We start from the raw sequence: 17,356 nt of genomic DNA, 5'->3' as shown, positions 1-17,356 counted from the left end.
GCGACGGTGACCGCCGCGCCCCACCCGTTCAGGGCAGCGGGAGGAACGCCACCCGGGCGTGGTACTCGCCGGCCACCGTGACGGTGTCGCTGCCGACCCAGAGCCCCCGGTCGGTGGCGTACAGCTCCTGGGTGCCGACGCCCCGGTCCTTGGTCGGGTTCCAGGCCAGCGCCTTGCCGGTGGTCGGGTTGATCGCCCCGATGCCGGGCCGGGACACCGCGCCCGGGCCGGCCGAGTCGCGCCCGAGCGGGTTGTCCAGCCAGCGCTGGTGACCGCCGACGTAGACCGCCGCGCCGGTGATCGCCACCGAGAGCAGCGTGTCGCCGCCGGTGTAGTTCGCCCAGGTGGGCTGCTTGCCGCCGGTCTCGGCGCCGAACTCGAAGCGGGACGCCGTGTCGCAGAGCGTGCCCGGGAACGCGGCGCCGGTGGTGACCGCCACGAACCAGGTGCCGTCCGCGGAGATGTCGACCCCCCGCAGGTAGGTCGGCATGGTCTTGGCGCACTGCGGCTGGTAGCGGTCGGTCGACCAGCCCGAGAGGGTGGCGCCGGTCGCGGTCAGGTTCGCCACCGCGAGCTGGTGGCGCGCCACGCCGGCGACCGAGCTGAAGTTGCCGACGAAGACGATCCGCCGGCCGTCCGCGGAGACGTCCAGCGCCTCGATCTTGACCGGTGCGGTGGCCCCGGAGCTGGTCTTCCGGGGTCCCTCGACGCGCAGGTTGACCGACGCGTCGGCGGCGCCGGTGGTCGCGTTCAAGGCGGCCAGGGCACGCCGTGTCACCCCGCCGACGGTCTGGAACGCGCCCCCGAGGATCAGCCGGTCGCCGACCAGGCGCATGTCGTTGACCTGGTTGTTGAGCGCGGCGGGGGCGAACCCGGCAACCCGGGCGCCGGTGGCCGCGTCGATCCGGGCCACCCGCGGTGCGGCCACGCCGTTGACCGTCGTGAACGCGCCACCGAGGTAGAGCGAGCGGCCGTCCGGCGCGGCGGCGAGCGCCTTCACCGTGCCGTTGACCACGGGCCGGAACGTGGTGTCGATCCGGCCGGTGGTGGCGTCGAAGGCCACCAGCCGCGGCATCGCCAGCTGGGCGGTCTGCGCGGCGTTGCGGACCTTGGTGAACGAGCCGGCCATATACACCCGGTTGCCGATCTGGAGGATCCGGTACACGGTCCCGTCGAGCGCGTGCGGCGTCCAGTCCACCGGATTGGTACCCACCACGGTGGAGTGTGTGGCGTTGACCGCCAGGGCCGGGGACGGGGGGAGCGCGCCGCCTGCGGCGGCGAGCGCGGCCACGACGGCGGTGGCCGCCCTCCGGCGACGCCGGCGCCGGGCCGGCGTCGCGCGGGGGTGATCGCGTGAGGTCGTCATCGCCGAAGCATGCCGCTCCGACCGGGGTCGGCGCAGTCGGGTTCCCGCCGCTGGTCACACGGCGTTCGGCCAGTTCGGACGGTCCAACCGTCCGGTACGGGATGATCTTGTCGGCCGATCCGGTGCCGGAAACCCGGCTGCCGGGGCGACCCGCAGGCAGTACCGTGGCCCGGTCCGGCACACGGGAGGAGCACGCGATGCCACAGCGCAGGGAGGCCGCGGTGCTGGTCTTCGACGCCGACGACACGCTCTGGGAGAACAACGTCGTCTTCGAGCGGGTCATCGACGACTTCCTCACCTGGCTGGACCATCCGACACTGGACCGGACGGAGATCCGGGCGGTGCTCGACGACATCGAGCGGGCCAATGCGGTCGCGCACGGCTACGGCAGCAAGGTGTTCCTGCGCAGCCTGGGGGAGTGCCTGGAGAAGCTGCGCGCCCGCCCGGCGACCGAGCGGGAGCGCGCCGAGATCGACGACCTGGCCGCGGCGCTGGTCGGCCACCAGGTCGAGCTGATGCCCGGCGTGGCGGAGACCCTGGACGACCTGGCCACCCGGCACGAGCTGCTGCTGCTCACCAAGGGGGAGCGCGAGGAGCAGCAGCGCAAGCTCGACGCCTGCGGGCTGCTGCACCACTTCCGCGCCGCGCACATCGTGCCGGAGAAGGACGTCGACACCTACCGCTGGCTGGCCCGGGAGCACGCCTTCGACCCGGCCACCGCCTGGATGGTCGGCAACTCCCCGCGCTCGGACATCCTGCCGGCCCGGGCCGCCGGGCTGAACGCGGTCTTCATCCCGAACGAGAACACCTGGGTGCTGGAGCACGACGAGCTGGACCCGTCCGACCGGGGAGTGATCCGGCTGGCCGCCTTCCCCGACCTGGTCCGGCACTTCTGATCCGGCGGTAACGTCCCAGGCGTGCCGTTGACCTTTCCGTCGCACCTGGCGCCGGTGCTGCCGCTGAAGCTCTGGCGACCGCACTGGTTCGACGGCGTGGCGCTGGCCACCGGCGCGGTCGCGCCGGACGTGGGCTACCTGTTCACCGGCACCGGGCTCGCCCTCGGGCTGCGGACGCACAGCCCCGGCGGGCTGCTCTGGTGGTGCCTGCCGGTCGCCCTCGGCTATGCCTGGATCGTCCGCCGGGTGATCGCGGGCATCGCCGTGCACCTGCCCGGCCAGCGGCTGTTCGGCTGGCCCGATCACGCCGCGCTGGCCGGCGTGCGGCACCCCTGGCAGGTCACCGTCTGCTCCGCGCTGATCGGCGCCTTCAGCCACGTCGCCTGGGACCGGATCACCCACAGCGACCGGTGGCCGCGCCTGCTCGGCATCGCCGACTTCCACGCCCTCACCGGGCTCTACTGGTGGCAGGCGGCGGACGTGACGGGCACCGTCGGCGGCGGGTTGCTGGTCGCCGCCCTGGCGGTGCGCGGCGCGCGCCGGCGTGAGATCTTTGACGGTGTCCGTCCGCCGGCGCCCGCGGCCCGGCCGGGCGTGTTCTGGGGGGTGGCCCTGGCGGTCACCGGACTCGGTGCGGCGCTGCTGCCGGGACTGCCGGCGGCCACCGTCCCGGCCCCGGCCGGGGTGCGCCTGCTGCACCTCGCGGCAGTCGCGTTGATCGCCGGGGCGGCCGCCGCCGGGGCCCTGGCCGGACCCCCGCCGGACGCCGGGCGCAGCCGTCGCCTCGAACACAAACAGCGTTCGCCGGGCTGACCCTGTTACGCCGACATGCCGTATTTCAACGTTGGTATCAATCACATTCTCCCGGGCCCGTCGAACCTTGTCCGACCTGCGGGAACCTGCCTAACCTGAGCCCGCGCCCACGACTCTTCGGGGTGAGTCGGGGGCGCGCCGAAGTCCGGTAGTTGGGCACCGTGGAGCTGAGTGCAGGCGGGCCGGCTCGCCGTATTGAGCCCGGCGTTGGCGGCGTGCCACGCCCGCCGTGCTCGCAACGGCGAAGACCGCTACCACGCCGGACGGCTGGGGTCAGGACCGGGGAGTTGCGGACCCGGTCCTGACCCGTCCGGCCACCTCTCGAAGATCAGCCAGGCGGGGCGGTGCGGGCCATCGGCGACGTGCGAGGATCCTCCGCGTGAAGCCGACGAGGGCCACCCGGCTGACCTCCCTGCCACCGCACGCGCGGCAGGTCGTCATCGTGACCGGCGAGGGCTGGCGGACCACCCACGCCACCCTGGAGACGTACGACCGTGCCGGCGACGGCTGGCGGCCGGCCCTGCCTCCGCTGCCCGCCCGGATCGGCGCCGACGGGTTCAGCGACCGGCACGTCGAGGGCGTGCCGACCACCCCGACGGGCGTCTACGCGATCGGCCCCACCATCTACGGCATCGCCGCCGACCCGGGTGTCCGCCACCCCTACCACCGGGTGGCCGTCGACGACTGGTGGAACGCCGAGCCCGACTCGCCGCACTACAACAGCTTCCAGCGCTCCGCCGAGCAGTTGGGCGGCCAGAGCGAGGCGCTGTGGCGGGAGGACCCGGCGTACACCCACTTCGCGGTGATCACCTACAACATGCCGCCGACCGTCCCGGCCCCGGTGCCGCACGCCGGCAGCGGCATCTTCCTGCACCAGTTCAGCCGCGCCGAGGGCAACCCGACGGCCGGCTGCGTGAGCCTGTCCCACGAGCACCTGGTCGCGGTGCTCACCTGGCTGGACCCCGAGGCGGCGCCGCACGTCGTGCTCAGCCCCGCCGAGTGCCTCGACCGCTACTGACCCCCCACGAGCCGCCAGGACCGCCTGCCCATGGACACGATCAGCACCGACCAGCCGCCCGCCGGGAACGCCGCCGGCACCTGCTACCGCCACCCCAAGCGGGAGACGCTGCTGCGCTGCACCCGCTGCGACCGCCACATCTGTCCCGACTGCATGCGCGAGGCGCCGGTCGGCCACCGCTGCCCCGAGTGCGTCCGGTCGGACAACCGGACCGTCCGCCAGGCCCGCACCGTCTTCGGCGGCCGGCTGGTCGCCCGCCCGCTCGTGACGTACGCGCTGGTCGCGCTCATCCTGCTGGCGTACCTCGTCGAGCTGGTCCACCCGGCCGTCCTGGACCAGTTCGACAGCCTGGGCACCGGGCTGGTCGACGACGCCGGCCAGCGCTACGTCGACGACGGCCTCGCCCGCCCCGGCTACGAGGCGGTCGGGATCGCGCACGGCGAGTGGTACCGCCTGCTCACCTCGTCCTTCCTGCACCTGCTGCCCACCCAGGGCGCCCTCGGGGTCCTGCACATCGCGTTCAACCTGTGGTGGCTGTGGGAGCTCGGCCGGGTGCTCGAGGAGCGGCTGGGGCACTCGCGTTACCTCGCCGTCTACCTGCTCTCCGCGTTGGGCGGCGGGGTCCTCGGCTTCCTGGTCTCCCCGCACCAGGCGGCGGTCGGCGCATCCGGCGCGGTCTACGGCCTGGCCGGCTGCTACGTGGTGCTCACCCGCCGCCTGCACCACCACCCGATCGACCCGCAACGGGTGCTCATCCCGTTCGTGATCTGGATGGTGCTCTCCGCCGGCTGGACCTCCTGGGAGGGGCACCTGGGCGGCCTGCTGGTCGGCGGCCTGGTCGGCCTCGGCTTCGCGTACGCCCCGGCCCGGCGTCGGACGGCCGTGCAGGTGGGGGTCACCGTGGCCGTCGCCGTGCTGCTCGTCGCGCTGGTCGTGCTGAAGTCGCTCGCCCGCACCGGCTGACAGGGTCGGGTCCGTCCCGCAGTGGCGGCTGATCAGACACCGAAGTAGCCCGACGATAGCCGGCACCGTATCGGCCCTTCCTACCGTTCCCCGTATGAATGGATCGTCCGTCCTTGCGCGCGTCCTCCGGGCCGGCGGCGCCACCGCGCTTCTCGGCCTGTCCGCCGTGCTGACCGTCCCCGGCGCCGCTCGCGCCGTCGCCAACGGGACCGATGTCGCCGAGGGGCAGTACCGGTTCGCCACCAAGCTCACCATGACCGACATCCCGCGCGCCGACGGCACCACGTACGACAGCGCCTGCTCCGGGGCACTCGTCGCCCCACAATGGGTGATCACCGCCGGCCACTGCTTCCACAACACCTCGGGTGCCCGGGTCAGCGGTGCGGCGCCGTACGCGACGACCGCCACCCTGGGCCGCGCCGACCTGTCCGCCGCCACCGGGCACGTCGTCGACGTGGTGGAGGTCCGGCAGGCGTCCCGGCAGGACGTGGCGCTGGTCAAGCTGGCCACCCCGGTCACCGACATCGCGCCGCTTCCGGTGAGCACCACCGCACCCAGGACCGGCACGATCCTGCGGATGACCGGCTGGGGCGCCACCAGTTCCGTCGACGCCACCCCGGCCACCCACCTGCAGACCGGCCAGTTCAAGATCAACCGGGTCGCCGGCTCCACGGTGCTGGTCGTGGGTTATGCGCCGGCGGCGAACACGAGTGCCTGCCTGTGGGACTCCGGCGCACCCTACTTCGTGCAGAACGCCGACGGCACCGAGGCGCTGGTCTCGGTGGAGTCCGACGGGCCGGCGTGCCCGCACTCCCAGGAGGAGACCACCGAGCGGGCCGACCGGCTCGCCGACTGGATCCACCAGACCGCGGCCTGACCCTCCGCTCGAACGACGCCGGTGGCGGCCTCGCCACCGGCGTCGTTTGCGTTCGTACGCCCCAGCGAGCGCTCCGACCCAGCGTGACGTATCGGAAACATAGCTGCGCGTGTATGGCTCGTCCCTAGTTTCCTACCCACATGTTGCAAAAGGACGGGGAGGACGACGGGTGAGACAGAGATTGCGAGGGCCACTGGTGGTGGCCCTGGTGCTGGCCCTGGTGGCCACGCTCGGCGGAATGGAGGTGCTCCGCCGATCCGCGCCGGAGCGGTCGTCGACCGCCTCGGCCGGCAACGAGGAGAGCTTCCTGGACCGGCTCGGCCGGGGCGCGCGGCAGCTGGTCAACGGCGGCCGCGCCAAGGCCCCGGCCGAGGCCGTCAGCGCGGGCCTTTACGTGGCGCAGAAGCCCCCCGCCGGCGTACGCAAAAAGCCTGCCAAGCGGGTGAAGGAGCTGACCGGTCGGCGGACCGCCACCACCCGCGTCTTCGCGATGTCCGACGGCCGGCTTCAGGCGGAGATCTCCGCCGCGCCGCGCCACTACCGGGATGCCAAGGGCAACTGGCAGCCGATCGACACCACCGTCTCGCCCTCGACGGCGGACGGTTTCGCCGCGGCCAACACCACCAACACGTTCCGCAGCCGGTTCGGTGCCTCCACCGCGAAGCTGGCGCGCTTCGAGCTCGACGGCCAGCAGGTCACCCTCGGCCTGGCCGGCGCGCCGCGCACGGTGAAGCCGGTGCTGAAGGGCGACACCGTCACCTACCCCGGCATCGCCGACGGCGTCGACCTCGCGTACGACGTGACCGCCACCGCGCTCAAGGAGCGGCTGGTGCTGCGCGCCCCGTCCGCGGCATCGGCTCTGACGTTCACCCTTGAGGCTGGCGCGCTCAGGGTGGCCCAGCGCGACGACGGCTCGATCGAGTTCCGGTCCCCGGTCGACAACCGGGTGCTGCTGGTGATGCCGGCACCGTTCATGTTCGACTCGAAGGCCGACGCGGGCTCCCCGTACGGGTTCGCCTACAGCCAGAAGGTGACCCAGGCCCTGCGCGCTGACGGTGGCCGCTGGGCCATCGACGTGACGGCGGACAAGGGCTGGCTGGCAGACCCGAAGCGGGTCTTCCCGGTCACGGTGGATCCGACCATCAAGATCCAGCCAACGCCGTCCCAGTCGATGGACGCGATGATCACCTCCGACTCGCCGGGGACGAACTTCGACGGCAACTGGCGGCTGTCGGTGGGCACCACCACCTCGTCCAAGGCCCGCAGCCTGGTCAAGTTCGACCTGACCGGCATCCCGTCGAACACCACCATCGACGCGGCGTCGTTGCAGATGTATTTCGACCAGACACACACGTCGGACGCCTATGACGTGCCGATCGAGGCGCGGCAGGTGACCGCACCGTGGCAGGAGAACAACGTCACCTGGAACTCGATCAGCGCGAGCATGGGCATCGGGGCGGCCACCAGCGTCACCGTGGACGACACCGACACGGCCAAGACGGCGATCAACGGGGACTGGCCGGCCTCCGGGAACACGGCCTACACCAAGTACGGCATCAACGGCACCTACAAGTCCAACAAGAACAACGTGGCGGGGGAGACGTTCACCTGGGTGCCCACCGTGCCCGAGGACGGCAACTACACCGTCGACGCGCACTACGTGACGGGTACCGACCGGTCGACGGCCGCGCGGTACACGGTCCAGTACGCGGGCGGCAGTGCGCCGAAGGACGTCAACCAGCAGGCCCCTGGCACGGCGGACTGGGCCACCCTGGGCACCTTCCCGTTCACCGCCGGCACCACCGGCCGGGTGGTGCTCGGCGACGCCGGGGTGTCGACCCAGGTGGCGGTGATCGCTGACGCGGTACGGCTGACCAAGGCCGGGGCGGTGAAGAAGGCCAACGAGTCCAGTGTCTGGCACAGCTACCCGGTGACGAACCTGGTGCAGTCCTGGGTCAACGGCACCGCCAACAACGGGTTCATGTTGAAGGCGGCTGACGAGACGAACCTCGGCCGCGGCGGCCCCCGGTACGAGGCCGCCGAGTACGCCTACAACGGCGAGAACGAGAACACCCCCAAGCTGGTCGTCAACTACGGCAAGCCCGGGGTGACCCTGGAACCACCCACCAAGATCTACTCCACCGGCGCCCAGCTCAAGTGGTCCGGCTACACCGGTGACGACATCGTCGAATACCAGGTGCACCGGTCGATCTACCAGAACTTCACCCCATCGGCGGCCACCCTCGTCGCCCCGGTGGCGAAGAACGTCACCTCGTACACCGACACCACGGCCACCCCCACGCCGGTCGACTCGACCGACCCCTTCGGGCAGGTCTACTACTACCAGATCGCCGTGAAGGCCGCGGACGGGTCGCTGATCGGTGCGCCCACGCAGATCGTCCGGTTGCCCCGCGCCGGCCGGGTGGTGCAGCTCATTCAGGGCGACGCCCGGGACACCACGCTGTCCTCCAGCGAGCCGAACTCCGGGCACGACGTGCTTGCCGGCAACCCGTGGCTGATGGTGGGCAACAACTCGGGCACGTACGGCAAGAGCCGGGCGGCGGTGTCGTTCCCCGACGTGTCCACCATTCCCGCCAACGCCCAGGTGCTGGATGCGGAGTTCGACATGTGGTCGGTGACGACTCCGACCCCGGCCGGCGCCACCTACGAGGTGCACACCCTCAACACGCCCTTCGACGAGGCGACAGCCTCCTGGTCGAAGCCCGACGCCGCCACGTCCTGGACCGCGGGCGGTGCCTACGATCCCGCCGTCACGGACACCGTCACCGGCAACACGGACGATCCGGCGTGGCGGCTGTGGCGTGTCAAGGACGCCGTGCAGAGCTGGGTCAACGGCACCAAGGCCAAGAACGGCTTCCTGGTGAAGCTGGCCAACGAGACCAGCCCGGCCGAACGGACCATCTTCCTGTCCAGCGAGGCCGCCGAGCCGCAGCTGCGACCGAAGCTGGTGGTCACCTACATCGAACCGACGCCGGCGAGCACCTACTACGCCCCGGACCTGCCGCAGGGGCTCGCCCCGGGCAGCACCAACACGGTCCCCGTCACGGTGACCAACCCCACCACCGGCACCTGGCGGGCCGGCGACTGGCAGCTGTCGTACCGGTGGGCGCGGGCCGACGGCACCCGGACCGACGAAACGGCGCAGGCGGTCACCGCACTGCCCAAGGACGTTCTGCCAGGAGAGGCGGTCACCGTGTCGGCGGCGCTGACCGCGCCGGCGTCCACCACCGAGGGCAACAAGCGCACCGACTACGTGCTCCGGTGGGAGCTGTACAACAAGACCAGCAGCAAATGGCTGTCCGAGGTGAGCCCGATCGCCTCGCTGGACCAGAACGTCGCCGTCGTCGAACCCACCTCCGACCAGCTCGGCCTGGAGAAGTTCTACTCCTACGCGGGGAAGAACACCGGCGCCGGCGGCACGCTCATGAACAACCTGTACGCCGGCAACAGCGTCTGGTCGTACGACGCGTTCAGCAACCCGGGACGCGGCCTGTCCACCTTCGTCCGGCTGGCCTACAACTCCCTTGACACCAGCGACACGGTCGCCGGCTACGGGTGGTCGCTGCAGGCGTCGTCCATGATGCGGCTGGGCAGCCCGCTGGACCTCCACCCGAACCCGAACCCGACCAAGGTCACCCTGACCGACGGTGACGGCACCAGTCACTGGTTCACCTGGGACGCGGCCACCTCGACGTGGAAGAGCCCGAAGGGTGTGCACCTCTATCTGGAGAAGGTCACCACCTCGGACTGCAAGCCGAACACCCAGGAGCCGAAGGCGTGGCGGCTGACCAAGCCGGACCGCACGCAGTTCTACTACGACTGCGAGGGCTTCCTCACCAGCACGGTGGACAACAACGGCAACGAGATGGTGTTCACCTATGAGGAACGGAAGTCGAACAACAAGCCGACCAAGTTCCTCCGCTACATCACCGACCCGGCCGGCCGGAAGACCCTGACGATCGACTACTACGCCAAGGGCCAGACCTACGACTACATCAACGACACCACCTGGACCCGGGTGTCGAACGCGACGAACCTGACCAACCCGAAGATCATCGACCACGTCCGGCAGGTCACCGACGTCTCCGGCCGGAAGATGACCTTCACGTACACCGACAAGGGCCTGCTCGGTGAGCTGGTTGACGGCTACGGCTCCAGCGGCACCATGGGCGCGCCCAAGACCTTCAAGTTCGCCTACGACATGACCCAGGGCAACAAGAACGTCAAGCTCGTCAAGATCACGGACCCGCGCGCGAACGCTGCCCAGTCCTCCTACGCCACCACGCTGGCGTACAACTATCCGCAGGCCGGTGACGACCCGAAGTTCCACTGGACCACCAAGTCCTACACCGACCGGCTCGGCAAACTGACCCAGTTCGGCTACGTCGACCCGGACGGACCGCAAGGTACCGCAATCAACACCACGGTCACCGACGCCGAGAACCACACCACCCGGTACCAGCAGGACGGCTACGGCCGCCCGTACGAGACCACCAACGCCAAGAACCAGGTCACGAAGCTGGGCTGGGACAACGACCACAACGTCACCACGCTGACCGAGGACAACGGCGCGGTGTCGACGTGGGACTACGACACCAAGACCGGTTACCCGACCGAGATCAAGGACGCCGAGGCGGTCAAGAACGGTTGGCCGGGTACGACGCTGACCTACCAGTACCAACTGAACGGATACGTCGCGGACCTGGTCAGCAAGACCAGCCCGAAGGGCCGCAAGTGGACCTTCGGCTACGAGGCCGACGGTGACCTGTCCTGGGTGGTCGACCCGATCGGCAACACCACGAGCGACCCGGACGACTACAAGACGACGTACACGTACGACGCCTGGGGCCAGATGCTGACGGCTACCGATGCCAACGGCAACGGCACCAGCTACGACCGCTTCGACCCGAACGGCTACCCGCAGACCATCTCCGACGCGAACCAGAAGCAGACGAAGTTCGTCTACGACGTGCGCGGCCAGGTCCTCAAGGTGACCGACGCGCTCACCCACGACACCACGCAGACGTACGACACGTTCGGCCGTCCGCTGGAGAACAAGGTCGCCAGGAACCAGGGCGGCGATGACTGGATCACCACACCTGCGCCGACGTATGACGCGAACGACAATGTCACCGTGTCGACCGCGCCGAACGGCGCCGTCACAACGGCCTCCTACGATGAAGCCGACCAGCTCACCTGGACCAAGGCCCCGGTGGACGTCGCCGGCGACCCGGAGCGGAAGACGTCGTTCACCTACGACAAGGTGGGCAATCTGCTCACCACCACCGAGCCCAAGGGCAACCTGACCTCGGAAGCCGGTGACTACGTCACCACCAACGGCTACGACGAGGTCTACCAGCTCACCTCGGTGACCAACGCCAAGAACCAGAAGATCACCTACGAGTACGACAACGTGGGCAACGTCGTCACCGTCGGCGACCCGCGCAAGAACGCCACGGCCGACACCGCCGACTACACCACGAAGCTGGAGTACGACCTCGCCCACCGGGTCACCAAGTCCACCGACGCGCTCGGCAAGTCCACCAGCAGCACGTACGACCGTGACGGTCTGGTCACCGCGACCACGGACCAGTTGGGCAACACCACCGAGGTCACCCTCGATCCGGGGGGCAACCCGACCGAGGTCAAGGTGCCGCACAAGAACGTCAACGGCACCATCACCTACCGCGTCACCAGGTACGAGTACGACGAGGTCGGCAATCAGACCAAGGTGACGAGCCCTCGCGGGGTCGCCACCACGGACGACCCGGACGACTTCGCCACGGTCACCTCCTACGACAAGCTCAACCGGGTCAAGGAGACCCGGAGCGCGTACGACAAGGACGACAGCCGCTACACCACGGCGGATGTCACCACCTACCAGTACGACGCAGTGGGCCGGCTGACGACCCTGTCGGCGCCCCCGTCGGCCGGGCAGACGGTCCGCAACGACACCACGTACACCTACTACGACAACGGCTGGACGAAGTCCTCGTCCGACCCGTGGGACATCGTCACCTCGTACGACTACGACGATCTCGGGGCCCAGACGGCCCGGACGGTCACCTCGGCCGGCGGGTCGTCGAACCGGACGATGAGCTGGTCGTACTTCCCGGACGGCAAGCTCAAGTCCCGCTCCGACGACGGCGTGCCGGTCGGCAAGCAGGTCGTCCTGGTCGACAACTCCGAGTTCAACAACGCGTCGGCGACCGGGACGTGGGCCGTAGCGAACTCGGCGACCGGCAGGTACGGCACCGACTACGCCACCCGGCCCGCTGGGACCGGCACGAACACGTTCACCTGGCGGTTGAACGTGCCGCAGTCGGGCACGTACGAGGTCTTCGCCCGCTACCCGCAGGTGACCGGCGCGGCGACCGACGCCAAGTACACGATCAGCCATGGCGGCGGCAACACCCCGAAGACGGTCAACCAGAGCACCAACGCCGGGACCTGGGTGAGCCTCGGCTCGTACAGCTTCACCGAGGGCAACAGCCACAAGGTGTCGCTGTCCGACCAGGCGACCGGCACGGTTGTCGCGGACGCCGTGAAGCTCGTGCGCGACAACACGGGCGAGGCCGACAACGAGAAGCACGACTACCGCTACCGCTACGACCCGAACGGCAACCTGAAGACGATCACGGACGCCTCACCCGGCGCCCGGGTGGACGACTACTCGGTCGTCTACACCGACCTGAACCAGGTGCAGACCGTCACCGAGAGCAAGAGCGGGACGGTCACCAACACCACCTCCTTCACGTACAACGAGAACAGCGCACCGCTGACCACCACCCACGACAAGCAGTACGCCGGCTACACCTACGACCCGCGCGACCTCGTGTCGGAAGTGGTGAACGGCAAGTCCGCCACGGACCCGGGCAGGAAGACCACCACCTTCACCTATACCGACCGCGGCGAGAAGCTTCGGGAGACCAAGGGCAACGGCAACACCGTCAACTACACGTACTACCTCGACGGGCTGCTGAACACCCAGGTGGAGAAGAAGCCGAACGCGACGGTGGTGTCGGAGCACACCTACACCTACGACCTGAACGGCAACCGCACCCGCGACGTCGCCAGGAAGATGAACGCCGACAACCACTCGGCGTACCTCAACACCACCAGCGACTACACCTACGACCCGCGGGACCGCCTGGCCACCCTGACCAAGACCGGGGACGGCGCCGGCACGGAAACCTACGTCCACGACGCCAACAGCAACGTCATCGAGCAGACCCTCAAAGGCACCACGACGACGTACAACTACGACCGGAACCGGCTCCTCACCGCCAGTGCGGGCGGCGCGACCTCGTCGTACAACTACGACCCGTTCGGGCGCCTCGACACGGTGACCGCAGCGGGCACGGTTCTCGAGCGCAACGTCTACGACGGGTTCGACCACGTCATCGAGAACCGCAAGAACAACGGCACGAGCACGTCCACGACGAAGTACACGTACGACCCGCTGGACCGGACCGCCACCAAGACGACCGATGCCGGTGGCGCGAAGGAGAAGACCACCAGGTTCAACTACCTCGGCCTGTCGGGCGAGGTCCTGGACGAGGAGGTCGCCGGCAAGCTCACCAAGTCGTACCAGTACTCGCCGTGGGGTCAGCGCCTGTCCCAGATCACGCACAAGGACGACGGGACCCAGGAGAACGCCTACTACGGGTACGACCCGCACACCGATGTCGAGCAGCTGACCGACGACACCGGTGACACGAAGGCCACCTACGGTTACACGGCGTACGGCAAGAACGACGACGCCCAGTTCACGGGCATCGACAAGCCGGACGCGCAGGATCCGACGAAGGAGCCGTACAACGCGTACCGGTTCAACGCCAAGCGGTGGGATCAGAGCTCCCAGTCCTACGACATGGGGTTCCGTGACTACAGCCCCGGCCTGAACCGGTTCCTCTCCCGGGACAGCTACAACGGCGCCCTGGCCGACATGAACCTCGGCCTCAACCCCTTCACCGGTAACCGGTACGCCTTCGGTGGCGGCAACCCGATCAGCGCCATCGAAATCGACGGCCACTCCTGGGACGAGTTCGTCGACAACCTGACGGGATTCGGCAGCGGATTCGTCGACGGCGCAAAGGACGCGGCGAGCGGCCTGGGTCAGCTCGGTTACGACATGTTCATCGGCAGCAGCCCGTTCGTGTCCGAGCAGACGCGCGCCGAGACGAAGGCACGAGCGGAAGCGCGTGGCGACGCGATCAAAAACCCGCGGCAGCTCTGGAACGGGATCAAGCAGCCCTACGAGGAGGACATCAAGAACGGTAGGGACGCGCACGCGGCTGGACGAGCTGTTTTCGACCTGGCAACCCTGTTCCTTGGTGGCGGGGCTGGTAAGGCCGGCAAGACGGAGGAAGTCGCCAGCGGGGCCACGAACGCCGCTGCCCATGCCCGCTACGTAGCGCAGCTCGGGGTGGCGGAGGCGGCCAACCCGTTGATCGAGTCACTGAAGACGACCGGCAAACTTCCGGGCAACTACGTCACCAAGACTGCGGCGGAGGCTGCCGGATACAAGCCGGGGAAGGCCCTGAACAATTACGTCCCCGGCGCCCAGATTGGCGGCGACATTTATGAGAATTCGACCAGGCTGCTGCCGTCGGCACCCGGGCGCGTCTACTATGAGGCAGATGTGGGCCTCAAGAACACGATGAGCCGGGCAAAGCAACCCGGTAACCGTTTGGTATATTCCAACGACGGCCTGGCATTTGTCACGGCTGATCATTACGGGTCGTTCTATCAGCTCCCCAACTGGAAGTGACATGCAGATTGAGTTGGATGGCCGGCGAGTCAGATCGGAAGCCGAGTTCCATGTCGAGATAGCTCGACTGCTTGACTTCGGGCCCTATTACGGCAAGAATCTGGACGCTCTTTGGGACCGCGTGAGCTTCGATGTCGAGCGTCCGGTGCGGCTGGTCTGGACCCATGCAGGTGTCAGCAGGAAAGCGATGGGGAAGGGCGACTTCGAGAGGATCGTGGCGATCCTGCGAAGAGCTGAGGAGCGGGATCGACGACGAGATGACGATGAACGCTTCGAGTTGGTGATCACGGACTGAACGCCTGCTGCCGCCGAGCCCGCCATGTGGGCTCGGCGGCAGTGGCCTTCGCAAGGGGCGGGATCGACGCTGGTCTGCCACGTCCTGCCAAGGCCATCTTGAGCTTCGCGATGTTCCTGATCGGTCACGGTTCCACTCGCCCGTCGGTAAGAGAGATCCCGGTGGCCTGTCCGGTCGGCCGGTTGCCCGTCCGCTGCCGGGCCGTAGACTGATCACATTGCGCCGATCCTCTCTGGGTTCGCGCCGAAGATGATTTCACGGCGACGGGTACTTGGCCCGGCTGGTTTCCAGATCGCCCTCCAGCGTTCGCGGCCCTTTTTTCGTTACAGAGACACGCCGCATTTACAATTGACTTTCGTCACTCATCGCATACAACAATCCTTCTTGTTGCGTGCGCGGCCAGTCGCCTAGCGTGAGCAGCGCTCATGGCCGACGGGGGAGGAGCGCATGGAGATTCGAATCCGTTTACTGGGCACGATGGAGCTGTGGGTGAACGGCCAGCAGCTCACACCTGGGGCGGCGAAGCGCCGTACCGTCCTGGCTGGTCTGGCTCTGGAGGCCAACCGGCCGGTGTCCCTGCCCGGCCTGGCCGGCATGGTGTGGTCCGACCCGCCCTCGTCCGCGGTGGCCAACCTCCGCTCGCACGCCGCCGCCCTCCGTCAGGCGGTGGGGGATCGGCTGCTCGCGCGGCCGCAGGCGTACGAGCTGCGACTTGGGTCGGGCGAGCTCGACGTGACCGACTTCCAGCGGCTCGCCGAGGAGGGCCGGTCCAGGTTGAGCGCGCGCGACCCGGCTGGCGCCATCGATGCGCTGACCGGGGCGATGGCCCACTGGCGCGGGACGGCTGGTGACGGCCTGTCTCGCGGCACCCTGCTGGACAACCAATGGGCGACCCTGGAGGAGCAGCGGCTCCAGGTCTTCGAGGACCTCGTCGACGCCCAGCTCGCGGTCGGCGCGCACGGCGACGTGCTGCCTCAGCTCCGCCGCATGCTCTCCGCCCACCCGTTGCGGGAACGGAGCTGGGGGCAGCTGATCGTGGCGCTCTACCGCCGAGGCGATGTGCCCGCGGCGCTCGTCGCCTACCGGAATGCGCGAGCGGCTCTGCGGGACCAACTGGGCATCGAGCCGGGCGAGGAGCTGCAGCGCCTGCACCGCGCGGTCCTCGACCGTTCGCCCGAGCTGTCGCAGGAGGCGCCGCCCGCCAGGGTGGCCGTCCGGGAGGACGTGAAGCAGCGTGACGGCCGGCCCGTGCCCCGGGAGCTGCCTGCGGCGCTGGGAGCCTTCGTCGGGCGTACCCGGGAGCACGCTGAGGTGCTGGCGGCCCTGTCCGGTAGGGTCTCGGCCGCCGTGGTGGTCAGCGGTGCGGCCGGCAGCGGTAAGACCGCGCTCGCGGTACGGGCGGCGCACGCCGTCGCCGCCCACTTCCCCGACGGTCAGGTCTACGTCGATCTGCACTACCAGCCGTCCTTCACCGGGGACGAGGTGCTGGCCCGAGTGCTCCGGGCGCTCGGCGTCGACGGTGCGGCGATTTCCGAACGGGCCTGCGAGCGGGCGGGCCGGGTGCGGTCGCTCCTGGCGGAGCGCCGGATCCTGATCGTGGCGGACGGCGTCACCAACGCCGCCCAGGTGCGCGCGCTCGTCCCGGCCGGGCCCGGCTCGGCGCTCGTCGTGGTGACCCAGCGCCACCTGCGCAGCCTGGACGGCGTACACCGGGTGGATCTCGATCCCATGCCGGTCGAGGACGGGCGGGCCCTGCTGGTTGCGCTCGGGTGCGCCGAGCGGCTGGCGGCTGCACCCGTCGCCGCCGGCGAACTGCTCCGGCTCTGCGGCGGATCGCCGCTGGCCCTGCGTATCGTCGGGTCCCGGCTGGCCGCGCGGCCGTCGGCCACCCTGGCCGCTCTGGTGGCGGAACTGGGCGATCCCCGCCGCAGGCTGGACCTGCTGGCCGACGACGACCTGTCGATGCGGCAGCGCATCGACCTCGGCTTCGCGGCCGTCCGTGCCGACGACGAGCTGGTCGGGCAGGTGCTCGCGCTTCTGGCGGGCGAACCGGAGTTGGTACTGCCGCCGGAGGACACCGCCGCGCGGCTGGGCGTACCGGCCGAGCGGTTGTGGCAGTCGCTGGAGAGGCTGCTCGACGCCCACCTGGTCTGCCTGGACGCCTCCGGCGGGTACCGGCTGCCCCAGCTGGTCCGGGACTACGCCGCCGAACTACCGACGATGCCGGCGCTGCACCCGCTGCCGACGTGGCGGGTGGAACCGGGGGCCGATCCAATGACCGCAGCGGACCAGCCCACGACGGCGCGCTGAGCCTGGCGCCTGGGACGACCGTCC

The 17,356-nt window shown here is 69.5% G+C and carries 9 protein-coding genes; 8 read left to right on the top strand and 1 reads right to left on the bottom strand.

What is annotated here, in order from left to right:
* Window positions 1-28: 28 nt before the first annotated feature.
* Window positions 29-1,366, bottom strand: a complete 1,338-nt coding sequence (locus GA0070214_RS05305) for a hypothetical protein (protein WP_244167552.1) — start codon at window positions 1,364-1,366, stop codon at window positions 29-31.
* A 197-nt stretch (window positions 1,367-1,563) separates the two neighbouring features.
* On the opposite strand from GA0070214_RS05305, the gene GA0070214_RS05300 reads away from it, so the two are divergent.
* The 8 genes from GA0070214_RS05300 (at window position 1,564) to GA0070214_RS05265 (ending at window position 17,332) form a co-directional block, all read left to right on the top strand.
* Complete coding sequence (locus GA0070214_RS05300) at window positions 1,564-2,262, top strand: HAD family hydrolase (protein ID WP_091259520.1); 699 nt, start codon at window positions 1,564-1,566, stop codon at window positions 2,260-2,262.
* 21 nt (window positions 2,263-2,283) lie between these two features.
* On the top strand, window positions 2,284-3,075 hold the full coding sequence (locus GA0070214_RS05295) for a DUF4184 family protein (protein WP_091259518.1): 792 nt from the start codon (window positions 2,284-2,286) through the stop codon (window positions 3,073-3,075).
* Window positions 3,076-3,454: 379 nt separating this feature from the next.
* Window positions 3,455-4,093 carry a L,D-transpeptidase family protein gene (locus tag GA0070214_RS05290; RefSeq protein ID WP_091259516.1) on the top strand — a complete coding sequence of 213 codons (639 nt, stop codon included), beginning with the start codon at window positions 3,455-3,457 and terminating at the stop codon, window positions 4,091-4,093.
* Between the two features lie 30 nt (window positions 4,094-4,123).
* Window positions 4,124-5,056, top strand: a complete 933-nt coding sequence (locus GA0070214_RS05285; RefSeq protein WP_091259514.1) for a rhomboid family intramembrane serine protease — start codon at window positions 4,124-4,126, stop codon at window positions 5,054-5,056.
* A gap of 94 nt (window positions 5,057-5,150) precedes the next feature.
* A complete protein-coding gene (locus GA0070214_RS05280) occupies window positions 5,151-5,933 on the top strand; it encodes a S1 family peptidase (protein ID WP_091259512.1) in 783 nt (260 codons plus the stop codon).
* 169 nt (window positions 5,934-6,102) lie between these two features.
* Entirely contained in the window at window positions 6,103-14,727 is an 8,625-nt protein-coding gene (locus GA0070214_RS05275) for a golvesin C-terminal-like domain-containing protein (protein WP_139141754.1), read from the top strand.
* Window position 14,728: 1 nt separating this feature from the next.
* Entirely contained in the window at window positions 14,729-15,022 is a 294-nt protein-coding gene (locus GA0070214_RS05270; protein ID WP_091259508.1) for a barstar family protein, read from the top strand.
* A 447-nt stretch (window positions 15,023-15,469) separates the two neighbouring features.
* Window positions 15,470-17,332 (top strand): AfsR/SARP family transcriptional regulator, encoded by a 1,863-nt coding sequence (locus tag GA0070214_RS05265; protein ID WP_091259502.1) that lies wholly within the window; start codon window positions 15,470-15,472, stop codon window positions 17,330-17,332.
* Window positions 17,333-17,356: the final 24 nt, after the last annotated feature.

It is taken from the genome of Micromonospora chaiyaphumensis (genome assembly GCF_900091435.1).
In the GTDB taxonomy this organism is placed as follows: Bacteria; Actinomycetota; Actinomycetes; order Mycobacteriales; family Micromonosporaceae; genus Micromonospora; species Micromonospora chaiyaphumensis.
Note: the sequence above shows the minus strand (reverse complement) of the source record. Positions and strands in the feature narration are given on the sequence as shown.

Bases quoted from the DNA above. Each gene is read 5' to 3' on its own strand.
- GA0070214_RS05305 (WP_244167552.1), bottom strand. From the start codon at position 1,366: ATGACGACCTCACGCGATCACCCCCGCGCGACGCCGGCCCGGCGCCGG.
- GA0070214_RS05300 (WP_091259520.1), top strand. From the start codon at position 1,564: ATGCCACAGCGCAGGGAGGCCGCGGTGCTGGTCTTCGACGCCGACGAC.
- GA0070214_RS05285 (WP_091259514.1), top strand. From the start codon at position 4,124: ATGGACACGATCAGCACCGACCAGCCGCCCGCCGGGAACGCCGCCGGC.
- GA0070214_RS05280 (WP_091259512.1), top strand. From the start codon at position 5,151: ATGAATGGATCGTCCGTCCTTGCGCGCGTCCTCCGGGCCGGCGGCGCC.
- GA0070214_RS05270 (WP_091259508.1), top strand. From the start codon at position 14,729: ATGCAGATTGAGTTGGATGGCCGGCGAGTCAGATCGGAAGCCGAGTTC.
- GA0070214_RS05265 (WP_091259502.1), top strand. From the start codon at position 15,470: ATGGAGATTCGAATCCGTTTACTGGGCACGATGGAGCTGTGGGTGAAC.